Source organism: Staphylococcus delphini, from assembly GCF_900636325.1.
Lineage (GTDB): Bacteria > Bacillota > Bacilli > Staphylococcales > Staphylococcaceae > Staphylococcus > Staphylococcus delphini.
Genome location: NZ_LR134263.1, coordinates 1,339,943 through 1,366,218 on the forward strand (window position 1 = coordinate 1,339,943; position 26,276 = coordinate 1,366,218).

At 37.5% G+C, this 26,276-nt stretch carries 24 protein-coding genes, 1 pseudogene, 1 riboswitch and 2 other annotated features; of the genes and pseudogenes, 23 read left to right on the top strand and 2 right to left on the bottom strand.

The features are described from left to right. Positions 1-216: 216 nt before the first annotated feature. The 17 genes from thrS to EL101_RS06455 all read left to right on the top strand — a co-directional run bounded on the left by thrS (position 217) and on the right by EL101_RS06455 (position 18,753). Positions 217-2,154, top strand: coding sequence for a threonine--tRNA ligase (gene thrS / locus EL101_RS06375; protein ID WP_096596866.1), 1,938 nt, complete (start codon positions 217-219; stop codon positions 2,152-2,154). Positions 2,155-2,215: 61 nt separating this feature from the next. Then, positions 2,216-2,387, top strand: a riboswitch (Lysine riboswitch). Positions 2,388-2,521: 134 nt separating this feature from the next. After that, positions 2,522-4,030, top strand: coding sequence for an amino acid permease (locus EL101_RS06380; RefSeq protein ID WP_096596868.1), 1,509 nt, complete (start codon positions 2,522-2,524; stop codon positions 4,028-4,030). 41 nt (positions 4,031-4,071) lie between these two features. Next, positions 4,072-4,208, top strand: a sequence feature (ribosomal protein L20 leader region). Positions 4,209-4,232: 24 nt separating this feature from the next. Then, positions 4,233-4,760: a translation initiation factor IF-3 gene (gene infC / locus EL101_RS06385; protein ID WP_014613693.1), complete on the top strand. Its 528-nt coding sequence runs from the start codon at positions 4,233-4,235 to the stop codon at positions 4,758-4,760. Positions 4,761-4,785: 25 nt separating this feature from the next. Continuing rightward, positions 4,786-4,986, top strand: coding sequence for a 50S ribosomal protein L35 (gene rpmI, locus EL101_RS06390; protein WP_014613694.1), 201 nt, complete (start codon positions 4,786-4,788; stop codon positions 4,984-4,986). A 74-nt stretch (positions 4,987-5,060) separates the two neighbouring features. Then, complete coding sequence (gene rplT, locus EL101_RS06395; RefSeq protein ID WP_016425302.1) at positions 5,061-5,417, top strand: 50S ribosomal protein L20; 357 nt, start codon at positions 5,061-5,063, stop codon at positions 5,415-5,417. 109 nt (positions 5,418-5,526) lie between these two features. Continuing rightward, on the top strand, positions 5,527-6,138 hold the full coding sequence (locus EL101_RS06400; protein WP_096556550.1) for an NUDIX domain-containing protein: 612 nt from the start codon (positions 5,527-5,529) through the stop codon (positions 6,136-6,138). Between the two features lie 9 nt (positions 6,139-6,147). After that, entirely contained in the window at positions 6,148-7,071 is a 924-nt protein-coding gene (locus tag EL101_RS06405) for a hypothetical protein (RefSeq protein ID WP_096596870.1), read from the top strand. Between the two features lie 87 nt (positions 7,072-7,158). Beyond that, entirely contained in the window at positions 7,159-8,475 is a 1,317-nt protein-coding gene (tig, locus tag EL101_RS06410; protein ID WP_096596872.1) for a trigger factor, read from the top strand. Positions 8,476-9,056: 581 nt separating this feature from the next. Next, positions 9,057-10,319 (top strand): ATP-dependent Clp protease ATP-binding subunit ClpX, encoded by a 1,263-nt coding sequence (clpX, locus tag EL101_RS06415; RefSeq protein ID WP_096596874.1) that lies wholly within the window; start codon positions 9,057-9,059, stop codon positions 10,317-10,319. 233 nt (positions 10,320-10,552) lie between these two features. Further along, positions 10,553-11,149, top strand: a complete 597-nt coding sequence (gene yihA, locus EL101_RS06420; RefSeq protein ID WP_019165122.1) for a ribosome biogenesis GTP-binding protein YihA/YsxC — start codon at positions 10,553-10,555, stop codon at positions 11,147-11,149. 155 nt (positions 11,150-11,304) lie between these two features. Further along, the gene (gene hemA, locus EL101_RS06425; RefSeq protein ID WP_096596876.1) at positions 11,305-12,645 is read left to right on the top strand and encodes a glutamyl-tRNA reductase; all 1,341 of its coding nucleotides are present in this window, start codon (positions 11,305-11,307) and stop codon (positions 12,643-12,645) included. A 14-nt stretch (positions 12,646-12,659) separates the two neighbouring features. Beyond that, positions 12,660-13,496: a cytochrome C assembly family protein gene (locus EL101_RS06430; protein WP_096596878.1), complete on the top strand. Its 837-nt coding sequence runs from the start codon at positions 12,660-12,662 to the stop codon at positions 13,494-13,496. A 25-nt stretch (positions 13,497-13,521) separates the two neighbouring features. After that, the gene (gene hemC, locus EL101_RS06435; protein WP_096541648.1) at positions 13,522-14,451 is read left to right on the top strand and encodes a hydroxymethylbilane synthase; all 930 of its coding nucleotides are present in this window, start codon (positions 13,522-13,524) and stop codon (positions 14,449-14,451) included. Between the two features lie 3 nt (positions 14,452-14,454). Beyond that, entirely contained in the window at positions 14,455-15,132 is a 678-nt protein-coding gene (locus tag EL101_RS06440; protein WP_164715593.1) for a uroporphyrinogen-III synthase, read from the top strand. Then, positions 15,132-16,109, top strand: coding sequence for a porphobilinogen synthase (hemB, locus tag EL101_RS06445; RefSeq protein WP_096596882.1), 978 nt, complete (start codon positions 15,132-15,134; stop codon positions 16,107-16,109). The genes EL101_RS06440 and hemB overlap by 1 nt, the downstream gene beginning before the upstream one ends. 63 nt (positions 16,110-16,172) lie before the next feature. Then, the gene (gene hemL / locus EL101_RS06450) at positions 16,173-17,411 is read left to right on the top strand and encodes a glutamate-1-semialdehyde 2,1-aminomutase (protein ID WP_394371202.1); all 1,239 of its coding nucleotides are present in this window, start codon (positions 16,173-16,175) and stop codon (positions 17,409-17,411) included. A gap of 259 nt (positions 17,412-17,670) precedes the next feature. Continuing rightward, on the top strand, positions 17,671-18,753 hold the full coding sequence (locus EL101_RS06455) for an AbrB family transcriptional regulator (RefSeq protein WP_096596886.1): 1,083 nt from the start codon (positions 17,671-17,673) through the stop codon (positions 18,751-18,753). Positions 18,754-18,837: 84 nt separating this feature from the next. Here the strand turns inward: EL101_RS06455 and EL101_RS06460 are convergent, their stop codons facing one another. Then, a complete protein-coding gene (locus EL101_RS06460; protein WP_096596888.1) occupies positions 18,838-19,386 on the bottom strand; it encodes a DNA-3-methyladenine glycosylase I in 549 nt (182 codons plus the stop codon). A 58-nt stretch (positions 19,387-19,444) separates the two neighbouring features. Beyond that, positions 19,445-19,667: a binding site (T-box leader), on the top strand. Positions 19,668-19,705: 38 nt separating this feature from the next. Between EL101_RS06460 and EL101_RS06465 the strand changes: the two genes are divergently transcribed. The 5 genes and pseudogenes from EL101_RS06465 (at position 19,706) to radC (ending at position 25,209) form a co-directional block, all read left to right on the top strand. Further along, the gene (locus EL101_RS06465; RefSeq protein ID WP_096596890.1) at positions 19,706-22,336 is read left to right on the top strand and encodes a valine--tRNA ligase; all 2,631 of its coding nucleotides are present in this window, start codon (positions 19,706-19,708) and stop codon (positions 22,334-22,336) included. Positions 22,337-22,347: 11 nt separating this feature from the next. Beyond that, positions 22,348-23,616 (top strand): bifunctional folylpolyglutamate synthase/dihydrofolate synthase, encoded by a 1,269-nt coding sequence (locus EL101_RS06470; RefSeq protein WP_096596892.1) that lies wholly within the window; start codon positions 22,348-22,350, stop codon positions 23,614-23,616. A 274-nt stretch (positions 23,617-23,890) separates the two neighbouring features. After that, positions 23,891-24,004 (top strand): annotated as a pseudogene (locus EL101_RS13800) (prepilin peptidase); the annotation flags it as partial. A gap of 54 nt (positions 24,005-24,058) precedes the next feature. After that, a complete protein-coding gene (locus EL101_RS06475) occupies positions 24,059-24,529 on the top strand; it encodes a prepilin peptidase (RefSeq protein WP_240622756.1) in 471 nt (156 codons plus the stop codon). Beyond that, the gene (gene radC / locus EL101_RS06480; protein ID WP_096596894.1) at positions 24,526-25,209 is read left to right on the top strand and encodes a RadC family protein; all 684 of its coding nucleotides are present in this window, start codon (positions 24,526-24,528) and stop codon (positions 25,207-25,209) included. The genes EL101_RS06475 and radC overlap by 4 nt, the downstream gene beginning before the upstream one ends. A 238-nt stretch (positions 25,210-25,447) precedes the next feature. Here radC and EL101_RS13255 read toward each other — a convergent pair whose 3' ends face one another. Continuing rightward, the gene (locus EL101_RS13255) at positions 25,448-25,603 is read right to left on the bottom strand and encodes a hypothetical protein (protein WP_019165135.1); all 156 of its coding nucleotides are present in this window, start codon (positions 25,601-25,603) and stop codon (positions 25,448-25,450) included. A gap of 169 nt (positions 25,604-25,772) precedes the next feature. Here EL101_RS13255 and EL101_RS06485 point away from each other — a divergent pair, with 169 nt between their 5' ends. Next, on the top strand, positions 25,773-26,249 hold the full coding sequence (locus EL101_RS06485) for a DUF4930 family protein (protein WP_096596896.1): 477 nt from the start codon (positions 25,773-25,775) through the stop codon (positions 26,247-26,249). Positions 26,250-26,276 lie beyond the last annotated feature (27 nt).

Here is a 26,276-nt window from a genome sequence, read left to right on the forward strand (position 1 = left end):
TGAGAATGTAGTGCATAGTCATCGATGTTACTCCCTCTATAGATAAATGGTGTTTGTAATGAATGCCCGGCTCAAGACCGTTATCTTATGTAGAGATGTCACAGGATAGGTATGTGACAAATTAGGGTGGTAACACGAAAACCTCGTCCCTTTTGTTGGGATGGGGTTTTTTATTTTCTTCAATTTTAAGCAAAATATGTGAAATGGAGGATCATTATGGCAGAAATTAAAGTGCAGTTCCCAGATGGTAATGAAAAGGCGTTTGAAAAGGGTACGACAACAGAAGAAATTGCGCAATCTATTAGTCCAGGGTTACGTAAAAAAGCCGTTGCCGGTAAATTTAATCAACAATTGGTCGATTTAACACGTCCTTTAGAAGAAGATGGCGCAATTGAAATCATTACGCCTGGTAGTGATGAAGCGTTAGAAGTGTTAAGACATTCCACAGCGCATTTAATGGCACAAGCATTAAAACGTTTGTACGGTGATGTACATTTCGGTGTTGGCCCAGTGATTGATGGTGGCTTCTACTATGACTTCGATATGGAAGAAAAGGTTTCAAGTGATGATTTCGAAAAGATTGAAAAGACAATGAAACAAATTATTGAAGAAAATCATAAAGTCGAGCGTCAAGTTGTTTCAAGAGATGAAGCGAAGTCATTTTTTGCAAACGATCCATATAAATTGGAATTAATTGAGGCGATTCCAGAAGACGAACAAGTGACATTGTACAGTCAAGGTGAATTCACTGATTTATGTCGTGGTGTCCACGTTCCAAGTACATCTAAAATTAAAGCGTTCAAATTGTTATCAACTGCTGGTGCGTATTGGCGTGGCGACAGCAATAATAAAATGTTACAACGTATTTACGGTACAGCATTTTTCGACAAGAAAGACTTAAAAGCACACCTTCAATTGTTAGAAGAGCGTAAGGAGCGTGATCACCGCCGCATCGGTAAAGAAATGGAACTCTTTACAAACAATCAACTTGTCGGTGCAGGTTTACCTTTATGGCTACCCAATGGTGCAACAATTCGCCGTGAAATTGAACGTTATATTGTCGATAAAGAAATTAGTCTCGGTTATGACCACGTGTACACTCCAGTGATGGCTAATGTCGATTTGTACAAAACATCAGGACACTGGGACCATTATCAAGAAGACATGTTCCCACCAATGCAACTGGATGCGGATGAAGCGATGGTACTGAGACCGATGAACTGTCCACACCATATGATGATTTATGCGAACAAACCTCATTCATATCGTGAGTTGCCAATTCGTATCGCGGAACTTGGTACAATGCACCGTTATGAAGCAAGTGGTGCTGTATCAGGATTACAGCGTGTGCGTGGGATGACTTTAAATGATGCGCATATCTTCGTGCGACCAGACCAAATTAAAGAAGAGTTCAAACGCGTTGTTCAAATGATTTTGGATGTCTACGATGACTTTGGTTTTAAGGATTACAAATTCCGTTTAAGTTATCGTGATAAAGCGGATAAAGAAAAATATTTTGACGATGACGACATGTGGAACACTGCTGAAGCGATGTTAAAAGAAGCGGTAGATGAAATGAACTTACCGTATGAAGAAGCGATTGGCGAAGCGGCATTCTACGGTCCTAAATTAGACGTTCAAGTGAAAACTGCAATGGGTAAAGAAGAAACATTGTCAACAGCGCAACTTGACTTCTTATTACCGAAAAAGTTTGAACTGACTTACATTGGTAAAGATGGGGAACATCATCAACCGGTTGTCATTCACCGTGGTGTCGTATCAACAATGGAACGTTTTGTTGCCTTCTTAACTGAGGAAACAAAAGGGGCATTCCCAACTTGGTTAGCACCACAACAAGTTGAAATTATTCCAGTTAACAACGACTTGCATTACGATTACGCACGTCAAATTCACGACGAATTAAAATCTCAAGGTGTCCGTGTGCATATTGATGATCGTAATGAAAAAATGGGTTATAAAATCCGTGAAGCGCAAATGAAGAAAATACCATATCAATTGGTTGTCGGGGATAAAGAACTTGAAAACAATGAAGTCAATGTGCGTCAATACGGTTCAAAAGACCAAAAAACAATTGAAAAAGATACTTTCATTTGGGATTTAGTTGATGAAATTCGTTTGAAAAAACAAAGATAATGTTGATAGGTGCACGGCTATCATGTATAGTAGTATAATGAAACAATTTATAAAACGATTTGATTGAGTTAGAGGCGCAACTTTGATGAGTAGCGGTTGGGTTGTAAGATGGTACAAAGCCCCAACATGTGAAAGGTAAAGTTGCCGAAACGGAAATGGACCATCGCCATTTTTCGTTGGGCTAGTGTCCGAAAGGCGCTAGACTGTCACAAATGTGATGTGCTACCGATTCATAAATAATGAGCAGGGGTGGCATCAACATAGATGCCATCACTGCTTTTATTTTTACTAGGTTGATTAATTTAAAACTTAACTAGCTTCACACAATTTGTCTTAACCTCTAAGCAATTAGGAAAGGATTAAGAAAATGAGTAATGAAAAAACGGAAAATCAACATGCAGTGCAACGCCATCTCAAAGATCGTCATATTTCGATGATCGCGATCGGTGGTGCGATTGGAACTGGACTGTTTATGACATCTGGGGGCGCTATTCATGATGCGGGACCTTTAGGTGCACTTTTAGGCTATGCGATTATCGGTGTAATGGTGTTCTTCTTAATGACATCACTTGGGGAAATGGCGACGTATTTACCTGTTACAGGTTCGTTTAGCACATATGCCACGCGTTTTGTCGATCCATCTTTAGGTTTTGCTTTAGGATGGAACTATTGGTTTAACTGGGTCATTACAGTAGCGGCCGACGTGACGATTGCTGCTCAAGTCATCCAATATTGGGCACCTCTACAATTTTTACCTGCTTGGGCATGGAGTTGTATCTTCATGGTGATTATTTTTAGTCTTAATGCCTTGTCGGTTCAAGTATATGGTGAAAGTGAATATTGGTTTGCGTTCATCAAAGTAGCGACGGTGATTGTCTTTATTATTGTCGGCTTATTGACAATTTTAGGCATCATGGGCGGTCAAGCAGTGGGCTTTGATACATTTACAACTGGAGATGCACCGATTTTAGGTGACGGGTTTGGTGGTAGCTTACTCGTTGTGTTCGGCGTGTTCTTAGTCGCTGGGTTCTCTTTCCAAGGTACTGAGTTAGTGGGGATTACTGCAGGTGAGTCCGAAAATCCTCAGCGTGCCGTACCGAAAGCAATTAAGCAAGTGTTCTGGAGAATTTTACTCTTTTACATTTTAGCGATCTTTATTATCGGGATGCTCATTCCATACAACTCTTCTGCCTTAATGGGCGGTGGGGATGACATTGCAACTTCTCCATTTACACTCGTCTTTAAAAATGCAGGACTCGCGTTTGCTGCCTCATTTATGAATGCCGTAATTTTAACATCTGTATTATCGGCGGGTAACTCTGGGATGTATGCAAGCACACGTATGCTATATTCGATGGGTAAAGACGGTCTTGCATCGAATGCGTTTAGTCGTACAAATAAAAACGGCACACCGATCTTGTCGATGTTATCTACTGCGGTGATTGTTGTGTTGATCTTTGTATTACAACATATCAGTGGCGATGCGTACGAATATATTGTTGCAGCGAGTGGTCTGACAGGCTTTATCGCATGGGTAGGTATTGCGGTTAGTCATTATCGTTTTAGAAAAGCGTTTGCTGCACAAAATTACGATGTTCACAAATTAAAGTATCAAGCGAAGTGGTTCCCATTTGGTCCAATTCTCGCGACTGTACTTTGTATTATTGTTATCATCGGACAAGATGTTGATTTTATTCAAACGGGTGATTTTGATATCAATCGATTTTTAATTACTTATATGGGAATTCCGGTATTTTTAGCGTTCTTTATCTATCACAAAATCCGCTATAAAACGAAAATAATTCCATTAAAAGACGTCAACTTAGATCCAAATGTGGAAACAGTTGAAAAAAACTTTCAAAAAAACATTGACTAATATACACTGAGTTGGTATGATTGTATCTGTTGAATACGAAACGGACCAAGTAGAAGCATCCCGCTTCTCACCTGTAGCGACGCAGCAAGCTGTTGGCAGGTTAACGATTAAACATGTAGTGTATGTTCATGTTGACGTGAGAAGCGGGGGTTAAATACCCTCGCTTTTTTTCGTACTTGGACCATTCGTAAACTTTTTGGAGGTGTCAACCATAGCTAAAGATCAAACGCAAGTTAACGAAAAGATTCGCGCAAAAGAATTACGTGTCATCGGACAAAATGGTGACCAAATCGGATTGAAATCTAAAAATGAAGCATTGGAAATGGCAGATCGACTTGGTTTGGATGTAGTCGTTGTTGCGCCAAATGCTAAACCACCTGTTGCTCGTATTATGGATTACGGCAAATACAAATTCGAGCAACAGAAAAAAGAAAAAGAGATGAAGAAGAAACAAAAAATCATCAACGTTAAAGAAATCCGTTTAAGCCCAACAATTGAAGAACACGACTTCAATACGAAGCTTAAAAACGGACGCAAGTTTTTAACGAAAGGTGACAAAGTTAAAGTTTCAATTCGTTTCAGAGGGCGTGCGATTACGCATAAAGAAATTGGACAACGCGTGTTAGAGCGATATGCTGAAGCGTGTCAAGACCTTGCAACAATCGAGCAAAAGCCGAAAATGGAAGGTCGACAAATGTTCCTTATGTTAGCCCCAATTAATGAAAAATAAAAAGTGATAATAGGAGGAAAACATCATGCCTAAAATGAAAACCCACCGCGGAGCTGCGAAACGTGTAAAAAGAACTGGATCTGGTCAACTTAAACGTTCTAGAGCTTACACTTCACACTTATTCGCTAATAAATCTACAAAGCAAAAACGTCAATTACGTAAAGCTTCATTAGTATCAAAAAGCGATGCAAAACGCGTAAAACAATTATTAACATACGTTAAATAATCATTCTAAAGTACGAAAATATATGAGAGGTATGGCAAAAGTGCATACCGTAGAGATAAAAGGAGGAGTTTATTATGCCACGTGTTAAAGGTGGAACAGTAACAAGAGCGCGTCGTAAAAAGACAATCAAATTAGCTAAAGGTTACTTCGGTGCGAAAAGCACATTATATAAAGTTGCAAAACAACAAGTTATGAAATCAGGTCAATATGCATTCCGTGACCGTCGTCAAAGAAAGCGTGATTTCCGTAAATTATGGATTACACGTATCAATGCGGCTGCACGCCAACATGACATGAGTTATTCTCGTTTAATGAACGGTTTAAAACAAGCGGGTATCGACATTAACCGTAAAATGTTATCAGAAATCGCAATCTCAGATGAGAAAGCATTTGCTGAATTAGTAAACCAAGCGAAAGCAGCTTTAAAATAGTAGAGAAAGAGTTGGGGTCTATTGTGACGCGCCAACTCTTTTTCATTATGACTTTACCACCATTCATTTCTTTTGTTACGATATAAAAAACGAATAAAAGGAGCTCACAATGTCAAAATTTGATGAACAAATTACTGTAGTCCCACGTCGTTTGCTTTTTGAAGAAGAGGCGCTCGCATTCAACGGGTTTTTAGATCAATCTGAAGAGAACGGTCAAAAAATTTATGACAAGCTTTCTCAATATGAAGTGAAAAGACGCGGTGATATGGAAGAAGATCCAAGTTTTAAACAATTGATTAGTTATTGTTTAATTGAAAATGAGCATGATGAATTACTCGTCTATGAGCGATTATCAGGTGGCGGCGAGGCACGACTTCACGGCAACGCATCTATCGGTGTAGGCGGACATATGAATGATGTTCCTGAAGCGCACCATATTGATGAAGTTATTAAAACAAATGCCAGTCGAGAACTTGAAGAGGAAATTGGTGTTAAAATTAACGATCAAACGCCACTTGAATTCATTGGCTTTATTAATGATGATCATAATGAAGTCGGTCAAGTGCATATCGGTGTCGTGTTTAAAGTAAAGGTTAAGCAACAAGATGTCGAAGTGCGTGAAACGGATACTTTAAAGATTCAGTGGCAACCATTAAGCCAAATTAATGACACGAGTGCATTCGAATCGTGGAGTGCGTTAATATTAGAACAGTTGAAATAGGTGAATGGCATGTCTGACATCATTCCATTTCCTAAACTTAAAGAAAAGTTAATAAATGATATTACAGAGGCATTCGACAAGGAACAGTACGAACACGCTTATGATCACTTCATTACGTATGAGCGTCACTTTGAATTGACATCTGAACTTGCGATAATAAAATGTGATATATTGTGGCAACTCGGTGCGTATCTTGAATTGAAAGAAGAGGCGAACATTTTAATGATGCAAGGTTTTCCGCCATATGATACGTACATCGTGTATTACATTAAAAGTTTGTATGCTTTAGAACAATATAAAGCGACAGTTGAAATGGTGGACCAGGTGCTTGATGAAGTCGATGCACATGAAACCCGTATGACTTTATTACCTATTAAAAATCAAGCACAATCCAAACTCGACGAACGTCAAGATTATATGTTGCATCGATTACAACGATTTAGCGAGCTGAGTCATTATGATCAAACGCAATTAGTGCTCACATTAATTGACGATCGTGTCTATCAGTTCAGTGAAACGATTGCTTACCTGTTAGCTCACGAGCCTATCGTTGCAAGTATTCAAAGTTTGATGTTGGAGTATTTACGTTTTGCTGGCTACAATCAAGGCGTTACCGTAGAAAAAGATTCCCGTCAAATTCAAGTGATACCCTCTGAGCTTGTTGGTATTGAACAAACTGTCTTTAAAGATCAATTGTTGCCTGCAGTGATTGATGCGTTAGAAGTGGAAATACCGTCACTGGTTCAAGAAGCCTATATTTTACTTAATGCAAATAATATTGCGCTTTATCCTGTAAATATCCTAGACTATGGGACTGTAGAGATGTGGCGTGATACTTACATTGCATATTTCCATCAGTTAATGGGTAAGGAAGTCAATGTGGATTCATTACACGTAGAGATATTTAAACTCATAAAATCGTTAAATACATAGGTCTCATTATTTCAAAGAAGGTCAACCTATGTTATAATAAAGAAGTTGAAAAATTTTAAAAATGATAAATCATGGAGGTTTTTTTACATGACAGCAACTTGGGAAAAAAAAGAAGGTAACGAAGGATTATTACAAGTATCCGTACCTGCAGAAGAAGTAGATAAAGCGTTAGATCAAGCTTTCAAAAAAGTAGTTAAACAACTTAACGTACCTGGTTTCCGTAAAGGGAAAGTACCTCGTCAAATTTTCGAACAACGTTTTGGCGTAGAAGCTTTATACCAAGATGCAGTAGACATCTTATTACCAAAAGCATACAGTGAAGCTGTACAAGAAACAGGTATCAATCCAGTTGATCAACCTGAAATTGAAGTAACACAAATTGAAAAAGGTCAACCATTCACTTTTGATGCAACTGTAATCGTTGAACCTGAAGTACAATTAGGTGACTACAAAGGTTTAGAAATCGAAAAACAAAACACTGAAGTGACTGAAGAAGAATTCAACAAAGCAGTAGAACAACGTCTTGACGCAATGACTGATATGGTCGTTAAAGAAGACGGTCAAGTTGAAGAAGGCGACACAGTAAACTTAGACTTCGATGGCTATGTTGATGGTGAGCAATTCGAAGGTGGTCAAGCTGAAGGATACGACTTGGAAATCGGTTCAGGTATGTTCATCCCAGGTTTTGAAGAGCAACTTGTAGGCTTAAAAGTTGGGGAAGAAAAAGATGTTGAAGTGACATTCCCAGAAGAATACCACGCAGAAGAATTAGCTGGAAAACCTGCTGTATTTAAAACAAAAATTAACGAAATCAAAGCTAAAGAAGTACCAGAATTAGACGATGAGCTTGCTAGTGAATTAGATTCTAATGCAAACAATGTAGAAGAATTCAAAGCAAACTTACGTCAACAACTTGAAGAACAAAAGAAAACTGACGCTGAAAATGCGCAAAAAGAAGAAGCGATTACTTTAGCAACTGACAATGCGACAATCGATATTCCAGAAGCGATGGTACGTACAGAACAAGATCGCATGATGAGCGAATTTGCACAACGTATTCAACAACAAGGGTTAGACTTAAACACTTACTTCCAAATTTCAGGTCAATCAGAAGATGATTTACGTGAACAAATGAAAGTAGATGCTGAGTTACGTGTGAAAACAAACTTAACATTAGCTGCCATTGCAGATGCGGAAAATATCGAAGTGACTGATGAAGATGTAGACAAAGAACTTGAAACAATGAGCGAACAATTTAACATTTCTGTTGAAGATATTAAGAAAACACTTGGCAACACTGATCTTGTTAAAAACGATGTTCGTGTGAAAAAAGTTATTGACTTATTAGTAGACGAAGCGAAATTAGTTGAAAGTACTTCAGAAGACAACCAAGAAGAAGCATAAGCACGCATATTTTATTAATGCGTCGTATTGAAAACTTTCATTACAAGTTTGAATGATAAAATTTAATGAAGGTTAATCAGTGGGACCGCACATCAACTTCAAATGATGTGTGGTCCCACTAACACAACTCTCAATGAACCGTTTCGACAAAATGTATTTTAATAAAATGTGAAATCAACCGGGGTGGGTTGTTGTAATCAAATGATGACCATTTGATAACAACCGCACTCCGCTTAGTATTTATGACAACAGCTGATTAAACAGTTACGTTAATGTATTTTTGCAAATGATTTGATTTTTATGTCGCTAGCACATAGTATATTAACGGCAAGCTTGGGGAAGTTCATTCAGCAAGTTTGAGCGTATCTTTTGTTGGATGAAGCGTTGGTATGAAACTTTATGAAGACACTACGAATTAAAATAGATGAGATACAGAAGTTGAGGATGACTTTTACTGGAGCCACAATATCACACATCGCTTGTGTTTTATTGTGCAAAATGCAAAAAACTTGAAATGGTCTATATTTGCGTAATAGAATGCTTTCTAGTATAGTCGTAAAAGAACAGGGGTGTAATAAAGTATGTTTAAATTCAATGATGATGAAGAAAACTTAAAATGTTCTTTCTGTGGTAAAGATCAAGACCAAGTTAAAAAATTGGTAGCAGGTAGCGGTGTTTATATTTGTAACGAATGTATTGAGCTATGTGCTGAAATCGTTGAAGAAGAATTAAATCAACAACAAGCAGAAGAGCTCACTGAATTACCAACACCAAAAGAAATTATGGATCAATTAAACAACTATGTTATCGGTCAAGAAAAAGCGAAAAAATCATTGGCAGTAGCGGTTTATAACCACTACAAACGTGTTCAACAACTTGGACCTAAAGATGATGACGTTGAATTACAAAAAAGTAACGTCGCTTTAATTGGGCCAACAGGTAGCGGTAAAACGTTACTCGCACAAACATTGGCACGTACATTAAATGTACCTTTCGCAATTGCGGATGCAACAAGCCTGACTGAAGCAGGTTATGTCGGTGAAGACGTTGAAAACATTTTATTACGTTTAATCCAAGCTGCTGATTTTGATATTGATAAAGCAGAAAAAGGGATTATTTATGTCGATGAGATTGACAAAATTGCACGTAAATCAGAAAACACATCCATCACACGTGACGTTTCAGGTGAGGGTGTACAACAAGCATTGCTTAAAATTTTAGAAGGTACAACAGCAAGTGTGCCGCCTCAAGGTGGACGTAAACATCCTAACCAAGAATTCATTCAAATTGATACAACAAATATTTTATTTATTCTTGGAGGGGCATTTGACGGTATTAATGAAGTGATTAAACGTCGTCTCGGTGAAAAAGTAATCGGTTTTGCGAGCAATGAAGCTTCTAATTTTGATGAAGCAAGCTTATTAGAGCAAATCCGTCCAGAAGATTTACAAACTTACGGTTTAATTCCTGAGTTTATCGGACGTGTACCGATCGTCGCAAACCTTGAAACACTCGATGTTGAAGCATTGAAAAACATTTTAACACAACCTAAAAATGCGTTGGTTAAACAGTACACTAAAATGCTTGAATTAGATGATGTTGCGTTAGAATTTACTGATGAAGCATTAGCTGCAATTAGTGAAAAAGCGATTGAAAGAAAAACAGGTGCACGTGGTTTACGCTCAATTATTGAGGAAGCATTGATTGATATTATGTATGATATTCCTTCTACAGAAAACGTCGCTAAAGTTGTCATTACAAAAGAAACAATTGTAAATGAGACAGAGCCTGAACTCTACGACGCGGAAGGTAACCTTGTGAATACAACAAAAACATCTGCTTAAAATCACGGTTAAGTTATCGAATGGCTCAACACGCTTAATTTTAAAAAGGCTGGGTTTCATAATCAGGTCAGATTATGACTCAGCCTTTTTTCGCTTTAATATCAATATCAAATATGTAAAAATATAAATGCTCATTATTTCGATATAGAGAAACCGAACATTTGTTGAAAAACTTTGAGCAATTAAGGTAATCTAAAAAGAGTATGATGATACATAAACGAGGTGTAAAACTGATGAATATCAACCCAAATGAAGTAGACATTCTGATTAGTGCTGTTAAACCAGAGCAATATCCAGAGTTAGATTTGCCTGAAGTTGCATTAAGTGGTCGCTCAAATGTTGGAAAATCAACATTTATTAACAGTATGATTGGCCGGAAAAATATGGCGAGAACGTCTCAACAACCCGGTAAAACGCAAACTTTAAACTTTTTTAACATCGATAACCAATTGATTTTTGTCGATGTACCAGGCTATGGTTATGCGAAAGTAAGTAAAAAGCAACGTGAAGCTTTCGGTAAGATGATCGAAACATATATCACAACACGAGAAGCATTAAAACTCGTGATTCAATTAGTCGATTTACGTCATCCGCCAACTGAAGATGATGTGTTAATGTATGACTTTTTGAAGTATTACGACATTCCAACACTCATTATCGCAACGAAAGAAGATAAAATCCCTAAAGGTAAAGTACAAAAGCATATTAAAATCATTAAAGAAAAATTGGAATTAGAACCTGGCGATCAAATTATCAGTTACTCCTCCATTGAGAAAAAGAAACAAGACCAAATTTGGGCAGCCATTAGTGCGTTCATAGAGGAAGCATAACCTATTATCAATAGATGAAAGTCATGCACGACTACAATTATGATAAAAATTTAGAAAGTCATTTTAAAAATCTTAACATGATTATGCATTTTTAATTAGAATGACTCTAATCTGTGTTATAATGTAGTCATTGTAGAATATATGGGGGCATAAGCATGTACTTAATAGCAGTTAGTGTGAATCATCGAACAGCTGATGTAGCATGTCGTGAAAAACTTTCATTTCAAGAAGAGAGTTTGACACACGTGCATGAAGCGTTGTTCGAGACAAAATCTATTTTAGAAAACGTGATTTTATCAACGTGTAACCGTACTGAAGTGTATGCGGTAGTTGACCAAATTCATACGGGACGTTACTATATTCAAAGATTTTTAGCGCGACAATTTAATTTTGAAGTAGATGATATCAAGGGGATGTCTGAAGTGAAAATTGAGGACGAAGCGATTGAACATCTATTCAGAGTTACTGCAGGCTTAGACTCAATCGTATTAGGTGAAACACAAATTTTAGGTCAGATGAGAGATGCGTTTTTCACAGCACAAGAAGCGGGAACAACTGGTACCATTTTTAATGAACTATTCAAGCAAGCAATCACATTTAGTAAAAAAGCACATCATGAAACAGATATTGCTGATAATACGATTAGTGTGTCTTACGGTGCGGTGGAACTTGCGAAAAAAATGTTCGGTAAAATGAATAAAAAACAAGCGTTAGTCATTGGTGCGGGCGAAATGGCAGAATTAGCTGTTTTAAACTTAAAAGGTGCTGGCGTGAGTCATATTACAGTCATTAACCGTACATTATCACGTGCACAAGCATTAGCAGATCAACATGGTGTTCAAGTCGGCGAATGGGCGTCACTAGGGGAAGCCATTGTTTCAGCAGATATCGTGATTAGTTCAACGAGTGCAGAACAATTTATCATTACAAAAGAGATGTTAGAAATGTGTCAAAGCGTTGCGAAATCATCTCAAAAAGTCATGATTGATATTGCTGTACCAAGAGATATTGAACCTGTCGACATGTCGCATTCCGAGTTGTTTATTTATGACGTGGATGATCTAAAGGGTCTCGTTGATGCAAACTTGCGTGAACGTCAACTTGCAGCAGAACAAATTGCATCACGTATTCCAACAGAAATTGATAAACATAATGAATGGGTGCGTATGCTCGGTGTCGTTCCGGTCATTCGTGCGTTACGTGAAAAAGCAATGCAAATCCAACAAGATACGATGGATAGTATTAGCCGTAAATTACCCAATATGTCAGAGCGCGAACGAAAAGTGATTTCTAAGCATACGAAGAGCATCATTAATCAAATGCTAAAAGATCCGATCAAACAAGCGAAAGAGATTAGTGATGATAAGCATGCGGATGCGAAGTTAGCACTATTCCAAGAAATTTTTGATTTAGAAGTTGAAGCAGATTATAAAACACAAGCGATTGAAAAGAAAAAATCTGTGTTGAAAGAAAGATTATTAAGTATAGAAACTTAAAGAACGGTGATGCTATGGAAGAAGCGTTTTTCATACGTTTTCATGAAATCATTTTATTGATTTATTTAGTCAGTATGGTGTGTTTGATCATTGATGTGTTTCAAAAGAATTATCGTCTACAAAATATAGGGTTCTATGCTTTAGGGATTGTTTGGTTTTGTCAAACAATCTCTTTAACTATGTTTATTATATGGCAAAAGCAACTCCCTTTAACCTCTTTAATCGAGAGTTTTTATGTATTAACGTGGTTGATTTTGACGATTACTTTTGTGATGTCCGTGTTGCGTCAGTCTGATTTTATGATCGCCTTTTTGAATGTGATTGGGTTTGTCTTCATGACGATTCACACGTTCCATCCGCGACAATTTAAATTGGACGGTGCGCGACTCACAGCTTTGAATGAATTACTGTTTTTCCACATTTCACTCGCATTATTGAGTTATGTGGTTTTCGCAGTTGCGTTTGTGAATGCGATTATTTATTTAATACAGTATCGAAATTTAAAAGAAAAGCGATTTACGCAAAATTTCTTTAGAATGAGCAGTATCGCAACACTTGAAAAGTTAGTGTTCTACAGTTCTTTGGTTGGTGTCATATTTATGTTCATAAGTCTCGTGCTAGGGATTCAGTGGGGTATGGTATCGATTGGCTATGACATCTTTTTAGACTTGAAAGTGATCTCGTCAATTATTATTTTTATTGCCTATTCTATTTTTATTACATTACGATTGACGCGTCGTTTTAAGCAGTCATTTTTAATGAATTTAAATATTATGTTATTTTTATGCTGTATGATCAATTTAGTTGTGGTGACTCAATTATCAACATTTCACCAATGGACCGGAGTTTAACTTATTTTAATTGGAGGAAAGCACTATGCGTAAACTTATCGTCGGCTCAAGAAGAAGTCAGCTTGCATTGACTCAAAGCCAACAATTTATTGATCGTTTAAAAGAAGTTGATCCTACTTTAGATATCGAAATTAAAGAAATTGTAACAAAAGGGGATCAAATTGTGGATCGCCAATTATCTAAAGTCGGTGGAAAAGGCTTATTCGTGAAAGAAATACAAAATGAACTCTTTAGCCGAGATATTGATATGGCTATTCATTCTTTAAAAGACGTTCCAAGTGAATTACCTGAAGGCCTTACGTTAGGATGTATTCCGGACCGTGAAAATCCATTCGATGCTTTCATTTCAAAAAATCATATTCCGTTAGACGAACTTCCTGATGGTAGTATTATTGGAACAAGTTCGTTAAGACGGGGGGCACAGATTTTAGCGAAATATCCGAACCTAGAAATCAAATGGATAAGAGGAAACATTGACACACGATTGAAAAAGCTAGAAACAGAGGATTACGATGCGATCATTTTAGCGGCAGCAGGTTTGAAACGCATGGGTTGGTCTGATGACATAGTGACAACGTATTTAGATGAAGACTTGCTCGTACCGGCTATTGGTCAAGGTGCACTTGGTATTGAATGTCGTGCAGATGATGAAGAATTGTTAGCTTTACTCGCAAAAGTACATAATGAAGACGTGGCGGCATGTGTCACAGCAGAGCGCACGTTTTTAAAAGAAATGAATGGGAGTTGTCAAGTGCCTATCGGGGGCTATGCAACACGTAAAAATGATACTGAGATTCAATTCACGGGTTTGATTATGTCTCCAGATGGTAAACAAAGATTTGAGTACACATTTTCAGGTCAAGACCCAATACAAGTCGGTAGCGAAGTGAGTCGTGTTCTTAAATCTCAAGGTGCGGATAAAATTATTCAAGCTTTAAATGAGAAAGAGGTGTAAATGATGAAGCCTATTATAGTGATGACCCAAACAAAGCGTTATGATGATCAGCGCGCGGAAATCCTTCATCTTCCATTTGTGACGACTGAACCACTTCCTTTTGATCAATCTGTGCTTCGTCGTCACTATGATTGGCTTGTTTTTACATCTCAAAATGCCGTTACGCATTTTCTACCTTATTTAAAGCAGTTAAATTTTAATGGATTAGCGGTCATAGGCGAGAAAACGAAAGCATTTTGTGAATCACAAGGCTTGCAAGTGGATTTTTACCCAGCAGATTACTCACAAGAAGGCTTTCTTGAGGCATTTCCCACACAACAAGGAGAGCACATTTTGATTCCATCCAGTCAACGTGCGCGCCCATTACTGCATGAAACGTTGCAAGCACGTGGTTTCAATGTTGATAAAATTGATTTGTATACGTCACGTTTTTTAATGGAAAATGTGAAGGAGGCCAAAGCACGTATCGAGCAAGGTCAAGTGGATGCATTGACGTTTGCGAGTGCCTCTGCTGTCAAAGCTTTTTTTGACGATGACACACCATTAAATTTCGAAAGGTATTATGCCATTGGTCAACAAACAGCACGACAAATTCAAGATTATGGCGATTCATGCTCTATTGCTGATATTCAAACTTTAGAATCAATGGTGACTAAAATTTTAGAAGAGAGGGTTCAATAATGCAATTCGATAGACATAGACGATTACGTTCATCAAAAGTGATGCGCGATATGGTGAGAGAAACACATGTGAGAAAAGAAGATTTGATTTATCCTATTTTTGTTGTAGAAAAAGATGATGTTAAAACAGAAATTAAATCTTTACCAGGTGTATACCAAATCAGCTTAAATCTACTACATGAAGAATTGAAAGCGGCATATGATTTAGGGATTCGTGCCATTATGTTCTTTGGAATTCCGAATGAAAAAGATGCATGTGGGACAGGCGCATTTATTGAAGAGGGTATTATTCAAAAAGCAACACGTTTGGCGAAATCCATGTATGATGATTTATTAATTCTTGCCGATACATGTTTATGTGAATATACGGATCATGGTCATTGTGGTGTGATTGACCCACATACACATGATGTCGATAATGATAAAACATTGCCTTTACTCGTTCAAACAGCTGTTTCTCAAGTGAAGGCGGGTGCAGATATTATCGCTCCTAGTAATATGATGGATGGATTCGTAGCAGCGATTCGCCAAGGTTTAGATGAAGCAGGATACTATCATATTCCAATTATGAGTTACGGGATTAAATATGCGTCAAGCTTTTTCGGCCCATTCCGTGATGCAGCAGAATCTGCACCGTCATTTGGTGATCGTAAAACGTATCAAATGGATCCAGCGAACCGTCTAGAAGCGTTACGTGAGTTGGAATCTGACCTTAACGAAGGGGCAGACATGATGATTGTTAAGCCGGCGTTAAGTTACCTTGATATTATTCGTGATGTACGTAACAATAGCAACATACCGATTATTGCTTATAATGTGAGTGGTGAGTACAGTATGACAAAAGCAGCAGCATTAAATGGTTGGATTGATGAAGAAAAAGTCGTGATGGAGCAAATGATCTCTATGAAACGCGCAGGCGCAGATATGATTATCACTTACTTTGCGAAAGACATTTGTCAATATTTAGATCAACAATAATAGGAGGCGGCAATATTGCGTTATAACGAATCAATTAAAGCATTTGAAAAAGCAGAACAACTGATGCCAGGAGGTGTGAACAGCCCCGTACGTGCATTTAAATCAGTAGACACACCAGCGATTTTTATGGCGCGCGGTGAGGGAAGCCGAATTTATGATATTGACGGCAATGAATATATTGACTATGTGCTCAGTTGGGGGCCGCTTATTTTAGGTCATCGTGATCCTAAAGTGATTGAAGCGATTCATGATGTTGTCGAACGTGGTACAAGCTTTGGCGCATCAACATTAGAAGAAAACCGTTTAGCTGAATTAGTGATTGAACGTGTGCCTTCTATTGAAAAAGTGCGTATGGTGTCATCCGGAACAGAAGCAACATTAGACACATTACGTTTAGCACGTGGTTATACTGGTAAAAATAAAATCATTAAATTTGAAGGTAACTATCACGGTCATAGTGATTCGTTGTTAATTAAAGCCGGTTCTGGTGTAGCAACGTTAGGTTTACCGGATTCACCCGGTGTTCCAGAAGGTACGGCGAAAAATACGATTACGGTGCCTTATAACGATCTTGAAGCGGTAAAATACGCATTTGAAGAGTTTGGTGATGATATCGCAGCGGTCATTGTAGAGCCCGTCTCAGGAAACATGGGTGTCGTACCACCGATTAACAACTTTTTACAAGGGTTACGCGACATTACGAAAGAAAATGATGCTTTACTTATTTTTGATGAAGTGATGACTGGTTTTCGCGTTGGTTACAATTGTGCACAAGGCTATTTTGACGTCATTCCAGATTTAACGTGTCTAGGTAAAGTGATTGGCGGTGGTCTACCTGTTGGTGCTTTCGGTGGCCGTAAAGAAATTATGGATCATATTGCACCAAGTGGAGACATTTATCAAGCAGGTACATTGTCAGGTAACCCGCTTGCAATGACGAGTGGTTATATGACATTAAGCCAATTAACACCAGAAAGCTATGATTACTTTAATGAACTTGGTGATAGGTTAGAAGAAGGATTAACTGAAATCTTCAGCAAACATCAAGTGCCGTTAACAGTAAATCGAGCAGGTTCTATGATTGGATTCTTCTTAAATGAAGGGCCAGTCACAAACTTTAAAGAAGCGAACCAATCCGATTTAGAATTGTTTAGCCAACTGTATCGAGAACTTGCTGAACAAGGCATTTTCTTGCCACCATCACAATTTGAAGGTATGTTTTTATCGACAGCACATACAAAAGAAGACATTGAAAAAACATTGCATGCTTTCGATGTTGCGTTAGAGCGTCTCGGAAAATAATTAAATATGACTATAGATGAGGTTGGGATTGACGTGTCCCGACCTCTGTTTTTCGTGATGGTGCATATTTGAAGCCTACTATCCTAGGTTTTTTTCATGTCGCTGATCATCATTTATCGTAAATCTAATGTATAAGTTTTGCGAATTGCATGTTTAATAGAAAAGCGTATAATATATGATTGCTATGAGTGGAGTGAGGTCATACGAGAACTGTGTTAACCTTACTCCTCGTTGTAATAAAAAATTAGGAGGCGAGGCCATGGCACAAAATAAAATGTTCAATAATTTACTTGTACTCGTTATTGCGTTTTTGTTTGGTTGGATTTTGTTTGCATTGCATATCATGTTGCCATGGATGTTCGGACCCATTTTGGCAAGTATTTTTGTCGTAAAAGTACTAAAACGAGATGTTCAATGGCCGTTTTGGTTGAGTGAACTAGGCTTAATTATGCTAGGGGTTCAAATTGGGACTTCATTTACAAGAAGTGTGACAAGTGATATTAAAGATGATTGGCTCGCGATTGTTTTAGTGAGTGTCCTCATTTTACTGTTAGCCCTTGTCGTCTCCACTGGTTTTAGAAAAATTGCACATGTCAATCGTGAAACGGCTATTTTAAGCGTAATCCCAGGGGCGTTAAGTCAGATGATTGTAATGGCTGAAGAAAATAAAAAAGCAGATATCCTTGTCGTGAGTCTGACACAAACGTCACGTGTCATTTTTGTTGTGTTGTTAGTGCCTTTAATATCATTTTTCTTTAAAACTGATCATTCGAATCGTGTCAATCAAACGAACGTACAATATTTAACGGATGTTTTAACGATACAACACGTTGTCATTATCGCTTTAGGAATTGCTGTCGTTTATATGCTGATGAAGTGGATTCATTTCCCCACAAAAATGTTGATGGCACCTATCGTCGTGTTAATCATTTGGAATTTTGTAACGAACCATACATTCACACTTGATGCACCCATTATTGCTGGCGCACAAATTATTTATATGATTCGTGTCGGCATTCAAATTGCGCATTTAACAGATCAATTAAAAGGGAGAATTGCAGTTGCTATTGCTTATCAAAATGTCATGCTTATATTTGGGGCGTTAGCAATGGTATATCTTGTACAGTTCATTAACCATGCTTCTATTGATGAATTATTCCTTGGTGCGGCACCAGGTGGAATGAGTCAAATTGTCTTGGTCGCATTGGATATCGGTGCGGACATTGCGATGATTTCAAGTTATCATATTTTCCGTGTATTCTTTATTCTATTTTTAATTGCACCACTCGTTAGTGTGTATTTGAAATATATAGAGCGTAACAATAAAAATGATATCAATTAAGGGCTTGGATGATGTTACGTCCAAGTCCTTTTATATTGTGGCATACATTGATGGTAACGCTGAAATGGGTTTGTCTAGCATTTTTTATCGGTTCGGACATGATACTAAATGGCTGTTATAAAGGCCGGCAGCTTCCATAAATGAAAAGGCGGTAACAGGACCAATAAATTTAAATCCATATTGTTTCAATGCTTTTGATAATGCTTTAGCTGTATCGTTAACGGTGATGCGTTCTTCAACAGATTGATATTTAAAATCGACCGGTGCACCATCGACAAATGACCATAAAAACGAACTGAAACTGTTGTAATCCTGCTCAATTTGAATATAACCTTTCGCTTGTGAGACGATGGCTTCTAATTTTGGACGATGATGTATGATATTTGGAAAGGCCATTAATGCATCAATATCTTCATCACGCATTTGTGCAATTCGATAGGGGTCAAAATTGTGAAATGCTTGTTGATAGGCTTCCTTCTTTTTTAAAATCGTTAACCACGAAAGACCCGCATGTTGTGATTCTAGGGCTAACAATTCAAATAAAGCGCGTGAATCATACAGCGGTTTGCCCCAGGTGTGATCGTGATAATTGAGATAAAGTGGATCTTTTGTACCAAATGCACATGGGTTCATGTTTTCGTTCCTCCTTGTATTGACTTCATTGTCGTTTCAGTATACTATAAGAATGAAATCAAAAATAGTGTCAGGGAAGAGTAAGTTATTTGCTTTTTATAGAGAGTGCATGGTAGCTGGAAATGCATAAAAGTCATAACTGAAGGTAGCCCGTTTTGAACTTTAATTGAACTAAGAGTAGGTTAAAGCGTGTCATGAGCGTTAATCATAAGAGAGCAGTAGTGTAGAGGTTTGTCTACACTATTGAATATAGGTGGTACCGCGGAACATCCGTCCTATTTTGGACAGGTGTTTTTTTATTTTAATGGAGGGATTTTTAATGGAAATGAAACCGAAGTATAATCCGCAAGAAGTTGAAGCGGGTCGATATCAAAAATGGCTAGACCAAGAACTTTTTAAACCAAATGATCATTCAGATAAACCTACATATACTATTGTGATTCCACCACCGAATGTGACAGGGAAGTTGCATTTAGGTCACGCGTGGGATACGACTTTACAAGATATTTTAACACGTATGAAACGTATGCAAGGTTATGAAACACTTTATTTACCTGGTATGGACCATGCAGGGATTGCGACACAAGCAAAAGTAGAAGCGAAAATGAGAGAAGAAGGGATTTCGCGTCATGATATTGGGCGAGAAAAGTTTCTTGAAAAAGCTTGGGAATGGAAAGAGGAATACGCCTCATTTATTCGTCAACAGTGGGCAAAGTTAGGACTTGGTTTAGATTATTCCCGAGAGCGTTTCACATTGGATGCAGGATTAAGTCAAGCAGTACGTAAAGTATTCGTAGACATGTACAATAAAGGTCTCATTTATCGTGGTGAACGTATTATTAACTGGGACCCTGTGGCGAGAACCGCACTTTCTGATATTGAAGTGGTACATGAAGACGTAGAAGGCAAGTTTTATCATTTCAAATATCCATTTGCAGATGGTGAAGGTTACATTGAGATTGCGACGACACGACCTGAAACGATGCTTGGAGATACGGCGATTGTCGTCAACCCAAATGATGAACGCTATAAAGAAGTGATCGGCAAGAAAGTGATTTTACCAATTGTCGGACGTGAACTTCCAATTATTGCAGATGACTATGTCGATCAAGACTTCGGTAGTGGTGCGATGAAAGTAACGCCTGCACACGACCCGAACGACTTTGAAATCGGTAATCGCCATGATTTAGAACGTATTGTCGTAATGGATGAAGCAGGTCACATGAATAGTGAAGCGGGCAAATATGAAGGTATGGAGCGTTTTGAATGTCGTAAGCAACTCGTTAAAGATTTGTTGGATAAAGGTTTAGTGATTAAAATCGATAACCATACACATTCTGTCGGTCATTCCGAACGTTCAGGCGCTGTCGTTGAGCCATATTTATCAACACAATGGTTTGTTAAAATGGCACCACTTGCTGAACAAGCTTTAAATAACCAAGATACTGAGGGCCGTATCGAGTTTGTACCGCCACGTTTCGAAAAAACATTTAATCGCTGGATGGAAGAGATTCGTGATTGGACAATTTCAAGACAGTTGTGGTGGGGACATCAAATTCCTGCTTGGTATCATAATGAAACAGGAGAAATTTATGTCGGTGAAGAAGCGCCAGAAGATATTGAAAATTGGACGCAAGATGAAGACGTGTTAGATACATGGTTCTCTAGTGCGTTATGGCCGTTTTCAACACTCGGTTGGCCAAATGAAGATGCAGCAGACTATCAACGTTTCTATCCAACGAATGTATTAGTGACGGGATACGACATTATTTTCTTCTGGGTGGCACGTATGATTTTCCAAGGCTTAGAGTTCACAGGTCAAAAACCATTTAACGACGTATTATTACATGGTTTAGTCCGTGCTGAAGATGGTCGAAAAATGAGTAAATCATTAGGTAACGGTGTGGACCCAATGGACGTCATTGATCAATATGGTGCAGACAGCTTACGTTATTTCTTGGCGACAGGCTCTTCACCAGGTCATGATTTACGTTATTCAACAGAAAAAGTAGAATCTGTTTGGAACTTTATTAATAAAATTTGGAATGCCGCACGTTTTAGTTTGATGAATATTGGTGACTCATTCAAATTTGAAGATATTGATTTATCAGGTCATTTATCAGTTGCAGATCAATGGATATTAACACGTTTGAATGAAACGATTGACACTGTCACACAGCTGAGCGACAAGTATGAATTTGGCGAAGTGGGCCGCGTATTGTATAATTTTATTTGGGACGAGTTCTGTGACTGGTACATTGAAATGAGTAAAATTCCAATGAACGGTGACGATGAAGCTCAGAAAAATGTAACACGCTCTGTACTTAGCTACACTTTAGATCGTATTATGCGTTTATTACATCCATTTATGCCGTTTGTTACTGAACACATTTGGCAAAACTTACCGCATGAAGGTGAATCTATCGTGACAAGCGCATGGCCAACAGTAGATCAATCGCTCGTGTTTGAAGAAAGTAAAGACGTGATGGAACAGTTAGTTGAAATCATTAAAGCGGTACGTCAATCACGTTTAGAAGTGAATACACCACTATCTAAAGAAATTCCTATTAAAATTCAAGCTAAAAATGAAACGATTCAACAATTATTAAAGACGAACCAACATTACTTGGAACGTTTCTGTAATCCAAGTACGCTTGAAATTGAAACACAAATCGACATTCCAGATAAAGCGATGACAACAGTCGTTGCTGCAGGTGAAGTCATTTTACCTATTGAAGGTTTGATTGATATGGACAAGGAATTAGAACGTCTAGAGAAAGATTTACAAAAATGGCAAAAAGAGTTAGATCGCGTTAATAAAAAATTATCAAACGACAACTTTGTGAATAAAGCACCTGAGCACGTCATTAATGAAGAGAAAGAAAAACAAGTGAAATATCAAGAGAAATATGATGGTGTCAAGGCGAGAATTGAACAATTAAAAGCGTAGGAGTCTTAGTTATGAATTATCTAGACAGTTTATATTGGATACATGAAAGAACAAAATTCGGCATTAAACCAGGTGTAAAACGTATGGAATGGATGCTCGATAAACTTGGTAATCCACAACAGAATATCCAAGCTATTCATGTCGGTGGGACGAATGGTAAAGGTTCTACGGTTGTTTATTTACGTGAAGCTTTACTCAAAAATGATTATCAAGTGGGTACTTTTACGTCTCCATATATCGAAACATTTAATGAACGAATCAGTTTAAATGGTTTACCAATTACAAACGAAGATATAGTAGCGCTAGTGGCTCGTGTGAAACCTGTCAGTGAAATGATGGAGGAACAAACTGAGTTAGGAGTTGCGACCGAATTTGAGATCATTACAACCATGATGTATCTCTATTTCGGCGAGCTTCATCCAGTTGATTTCGTAATCGTCGAGGCAGGTCTAGGTGTTAAAAATGATTCTACAAACGTGATACAGCCGTTGATGAGTATTTTGACGAGTATCGGTTTAGATCATACGGACATTCTCGGTCAAACGTATTTAGACATTGCTAAAGATAAAGCGGCAATTATTAAACCGCATACGCCAATTGTTTACGCTGTTAAAAATGAAGAAGCATTGAAGTTTTTTAGAGATACTGCTGAACGATTAGATGCGAAAGCTTTAGAATTCGATCGTGATATTTTAATCAAATCAGAAGACGATGAATTTACATATCGTTATAAAGATTACGAATTAGAAAACTTAGCATTACACATGGTAGGCGAACATCAAAAGGAAAATGCAGCTCTTGCGATTACTGCGTTAATTGAGTTGTATGAGCAAGAAAAAATTCAATTAGACTTCAACAAAATGATTGAAGGGATTGAACATGCATATTGGACAGGTCGTATTGAACGTGTCTCTAAAGAACCGCTTATCATTATTGATGGTGCACATAATAAAGAAAGCGTTGACGCATTAGTGGACACGATTGAGAAGTATTATGATGCACCCAAAGTTGATGTCTTATTTGCAGCTATTGAAGGGAAACCGATTCATCATATGTTAGACGCTTTCCAAAGTATTGCACAGCATATTTATGTGACAGGTTTTGACTTTCCGAAAGCACTTCCTAAACAAACGTTATATGATGAAATTGACTTTGGGCAGAAAACAATGGTTGATGATTACATCTCATTTATAAATAACTACGATGGCGATGCATTGCTCATTACAGGTAGTCTATATTTCATCAGTGAAGTGAAATCTAAAGTTGACTTTAATTCATAAAAATTGAACCACTTTGTATGTATTCCGAGAAATCGTGAAACATATAAGGTGGTTTTTTATCATTTACGTTTTTTTCGACGTATAAAGTGCTTTTTGGCGATTTGACCGCTCACGTGGAAGTGCATATAATAAATGCATTCAATGAAATGGTGCTGTCGTGAATTAAAGATTCGACGGTGTTGAGGAGGTGTATAGAATGATTGTCGCCTTATTTTTTGTAGGTAGTAGTTTAATGAGTTTTTTGCTACAATTTGCTGAGCATCCTTCATTAAGCATGCGACATTGTTTACAAAGATCAAAGTGTCAAGTATGTGCGCATATGTTAAAGCTGCACGATTTAATACCTATCCTAAGTTATTGTGCGTTAAAGGGGAGGTGCCGTTATTGTCGACAATGCATTCCCATATCCCTATTTATAGGCGAAGTTTTAGGGGGATGCATCATGATTTATCCGTTGTTGTTTCCTGTGTATATTCCGCTTGAGACGTTTTATGTCATGGCGTTACTATTACTGACGATTGCAATTGTTGATATACGTACACAGTTAATTCTTCATAGACTCCTTTGCTTAATCTGCATTTTGTTAGTCGTACTACATCCATCTTTCTATTTAGATATGCCACACCTGTTACTTTGGGTGACTACTTTTTTGATAGGGTGCATTCAACAAAGTTATATAGGTATGGGTGATATTAAATTATTCCTTATCGTCATTTTCTTTTTCCCTGTACCGTTTTTACTCTTCTTTTTAGAACTCATTTTTCCAATAGGCTGTATACTATTACCGATTTCATTCATGTTTAATTGGATACAACAACGTCGAGTGCCACTTGCGCCTGCTATTTTCATCGCATTTGTAACCGTTTCTACGATATACCCACAGTTGATTTCATTTTATGGAGGATTTTTATGACACGCATTCAAGACTTATCAACCAATGAAAAACCAAAAGAGCGTCTGATTCAATTTGGCAGTCAAGCATTGTCGAACACAGAATTACTTGCGATTATTATCAATACTGGGAGTAAAGGGCGTTCTAGCATACAAGTTGCTTCACACATTTTAGCGCAATGTCAGTCTTTAACAGCGCTTCGAAACATGTCATTAGTTGAATTAGAAAAGTTTGTCGGAATAGGGCGTAATAAGGCGACAACGTTACTCGCTGTATTCGAATTGTCACGTCGCTTAGCTGAGGATAAAAAGCAATACCTCTCTGAACCTATTCATTCGCCGAGTCAAATTGCAGAACGCTATTATGCAAAATTTAAGGATTATGATCAAGAACATTTTGTTTTACTCATCTTAAACACGAAAAATCAAATTGTTCATGAACAAACGCTTTTTATTGGAACGTTGAATAGTGCCATCATACATCCTAGAGAAGTGTTTAAAACAGCTTTGAAATGGTCTGCTAATGCGATTATCGTGATTCATAACCATCCTTCAGGGGACGCAACACCATCAGAAGCGGACATTGAAACGACGAAACGGTTGATTGCATGCGGAGAGGCGATGGGGATTGAGTTGTTAGATCATATTGTGATTGGGGAAGAATCGTATGTTTCAATCATGAGTGAAACAAATGAAACGTAAAAAGTAGGAAAGGAATGGGGGCATAAAAATTTTATCATTGCTTCATCATCAATGGATGTTCTCATTGCTGAACGATTTTTGATATTGAAGAGCTCAAAGTGTCTAAACGTCTGAGGTGTCTTTTCCTAGAATACGAGCCATGTGATGCCAATGATAAAATTCAAATCGTTAACTAATTCGAATCGTTTAAAAAATATTCATGCCCCAATACCCTTTATGAAGCCCTATCTTCTCGTCATCAAATATAGTTCACAAACCATAAAAACAATTGATAACCAAGATAGACGACTAATATCATCAAGCCGAGTCTAATTAAAAAGCCAATAATTGAAACACTGACTCTAAACAAGACAACGGCAAGTAAAATTATTATAAATAATGCGATAATGTTCATTCATGTCACTCCTTTATTGATATTGTAGTATTTTTATGAAACAAACACATCATTCTAAAGTTATATTTATCATGCTTCGGATGGATGTCTTTAAATATCTTATTCATTATAATATAACGTATAATGATAGGAGTAATATTGATGAGAGATATTTTTAAGGAGGGCATTCATGCGGATAATTAAAAGTCTTGTTAAATTATTTATGATGATTGTATTACTCATCGCCCTCGTTTTTGCTGCATTAAAGTTTGTACCGAATTTTAAAAACGAACCATGGAATCCTGTTGGAAATAAAGAAGTGTACCAAGTGACTGATGATGAAGGGTATCTCGTACCGTTAAATGGACGGCACTATATTCAAAGTGAAAACGACATTTTTAGAAATATACCTAAAAGTCAGATGAGAAATGTATTTAACTGGATTGATAAATATGAATTCATGCAAGTCAATGAAATGACACGTATGGGATATGATCAAGAATTTTTAATTGCAGAACGCGATACACAGTTTATTTTGTATCGTTTTGGCGATGATACGATGCGTGTGTATACAACAGAGCATGATCTTTATTATGACCTGAATCAACTTGGTGCATCCATTCAAATGAAACCTCTAAGTGCGTATCAACAAGATAACGATGATTAATCCGATCTTGAGGTGTACAGCTTGAGA

Excerpts from the sequence above, each read along its gene's own strand:
- thrS (WP_096596866.1), top strand. The coding sequence starts at position 217 with ATGGCAGAAATTAAAGTGCAGTTCCCAGATGGTAATGAAAAGGCGTTT.
- EL101_RS06380 (WP_096596868.1), top strand. The coding sequence starts at position 2,522 with ATGAGTAATGAAAAAACGGAAAATCAACATGCAGTGCAACGCCATCTC.
- rpmI (WP_014613694.1), top strand. The coding sequence starts at position 4,786 with ATGCCTAAAATGAAAACCCACCGCGGAGCTGCGAAACGTGTAAAAAGA.
- rplT (WP_016425302.1), top strand. The coding sequence starts at position 5,061 with ATGCCACGTGTTAAAGGTGGAACAGTAACAAGAGCGCGTCGTAAAAAG.
- EL101_RS06400 (WP_096556550.1), top strand. The coding sequence starts at position 5,527 with ATGTCAAAATTTGATGAACAAATTACTGTAGTCCCACGTCGTTTGCTT.
- EL101_RS06405 (WP_096596870.1), top strand. The coding sequence starts at position 6,148 with ATGTCTGACATCATTCCATTTCCTAAACTTAAAGAAAAGTTAATAAAT.
- tig (WP_096596872.1), top strand. The coding sequence starts at position 7,159 with ATGACAGCAACTTGGGAAAAAAAAGAAGGTAACGAAGGATTATTACAA.
- clpX (WP_096596874.1), top strand. The coding sequence starts at position 9,057 with ATGTTTAAATTCAATGATGATGAAGAAAACTTAAAATGTTCTTTCTGT.
- yihA (WP_019165122.1), top strand. The coding sequence starts at position 10,553 with ATGAATATCAACCCAAATGAAGTAGACATTCTGATTAGTGCTGTTAAA.
- hemA (WP_096596876.1), top strand. The coding sequence starts at position 11,305 with ATGTACTTAATAGCAGTTAGTGTGAATCATCGAACAGCTGATGTAGCA.
- EL101_RS06430 (WP_096596878.1), top strand. The coding sequence starts at position 12,660 with ATGGAAGAAGCGTTTTTCATACGTTTTCATGAAATCATTTTATTGATT.
- hemC (WP_096541648.1), top strand. The coding sequence starts at position 13,522 with ATGCGTAAACTTATCGTCGGCTCAAGAAGAAGTCAGCTTGCATTGACT.
- EL101_RS06440 (WP_164715593.1), top strand. The coding sequence starts at position 14,455 with ATGAAGCCTATTATAGTGATGACCCAAACAAAGCGTTATGATGATCAG.
- hemB (WP_096596882.1), top strand. The coding sequence starts at position 15,132 with ATGCAATTCGATAGACATAGACGATTACGTTCATCAAAAGTGATGCGC.
- hemL (WP_394371202.1), top strand. The coding sequence starts at position 16,173 with ATGCCAGGAGGTGTGAACAGCCCCGTACGTGCATTTAAATCAGTAGAC.
- EL101_RS06455 (WP_096596886.1), top strand. The coding sequence starts at position 17,671 with ATGGCACAAAATAAAATGTTCAATAATTTACTTGTACTCGTTATTGCG.
- EL101_RS06460 (WP_096596888.1), bottom strand. The coding sequence starts at position 19,386 with ATGAACCCATGTGCATTTGGTACAAAAGATCCACTTTATCTCAATTAT.
- EL101_RS06465 (WP_096596890.1), top strand. The coding sequence starts at position 19,706 with ATGGAAATGAAACCGAAGTATAATCCGCAAGAAGTTGAAGCGGGTCGA.
- EL101_RS06470 (WP_096596892.1), top strand. The coding sequence starts at position 22,348 with ATGAATTATCTAGACAGTTTATATTGGATACATGAAAGAACAAAATTC.
- EL101_RS06475 (WP_240622756.1), top strand. The coding sequence starts at position 24,059 with ATGATTTATCCGTTGTTGTTTCCTGTGTATATTCCGCTTGAGACGTTT.
- radC (WP_096596894.1), top strand. The coding sequence starts at position 24,526 with ATGACACGCATTCAAGACTTATCAACCAATGAAAAACCAAAAGAGCGT.
- EL101_RS13255 (WP_019165135.1), bottom strand. The coding sequence starts at position 25,603 with ATGAACATTATCGCATTATTTATAATAATTTTACTTGCCGTTGTCTTG.
- EL101_RS06485 (WP_096596896.1), top strand. The coding sequence starts at position 25,773 with ATGCGGATAATTAAAAGTCTTGTTAAATTATTTATGATGATTGTATTA.